This is a genomic window from Leeia speluncae (assembly GCF_020564625.1).
In the GTDB taxonomy this organism is placed as follows: Bacteria; Pseudomonadota; Gammaproteobacteria; order Burkholderiales; family Leeiaceae; genus Leeia; species Leeia speluncae.
On sequence record NZ_JAJBZT010000028.1, the window covers coordinates 1 to 715 of the forward strand.

The 715-nt window shown below is 51.9% G+C and carries 1 protein-coding gene; it reads right to left on the bottom strand.

Annotated elements, in window-relative coordinates; genetic code table 11:
- On the bottom strand, window positions 1-617 hold a 617-nt coding region (iolB, locus tag LIN78_RS17945), incomplete at its 3' end, for a 5-deoxy-glucuronate isomerase (RefSeq protein ID WP_227182259.1).
- Window positions 618-715: the final 98 nt, after the last annotated feature.

Genomic DNA, 715 nt, shown 5'->3' on the forward strand with positions numbered 1-715 from the left:
CGGTCGTCGGTGTACACCCGTTGGAACACGAAGCCTTGTTGTGGGTTGATGCGATGGTAGTAGGTTTCTTCCAAGATGCTTTCTTCTGGAATGGCGTCTTGGTCGTGTTTGTGCGGTGGGTAGCTAGAGCTATGGCTCTGCGGCGTACGCACTTCGACGACTAGCAACGATTCTGCCGGTTCGGTTTGTGGCAGGATATCGGTGATGTAGCGTGTATTGGTGGCTACACCACGGACTGAGCGTTTGATCATCGATGGCTCAATCAGACGTGCCGGTAGTTTGCCTTCTGCAGGTGCTGTACAGATGGCGATTTCTACGTCCGTGTGCGCAGCGACTTCCCACGTTTGATGCGGTGGGATGTAAGCAGCATATGGTGCGCGTTCGTCAAACACGCTGGTGCGTGAGCCGATTTCTTTCCAGGTTTGATCACCCGCTTTGATCGTCACCACACCAGAAAGCAGCACAATGCAGGTTTCTTTGTTGGTTTCGAGTTTGCTGACCACTTCACCTACGTTCAGGTGTTTGACGTTAAAGCCAACATACGTCCAGCCGGCACTTTCCGGGGTAACTAACACCCGGTCTTGGCCTTGCTTGGTATTTTTTGCTAAGAGTGTCATATTGATTAGCCCTGACGGATTTGATTGACTAGCCCTTGTAGGGTGTCGAAACCTTTTTTCGCGTATTCGTAGCTTGGTGCGACCACTGGGTCTTGCTC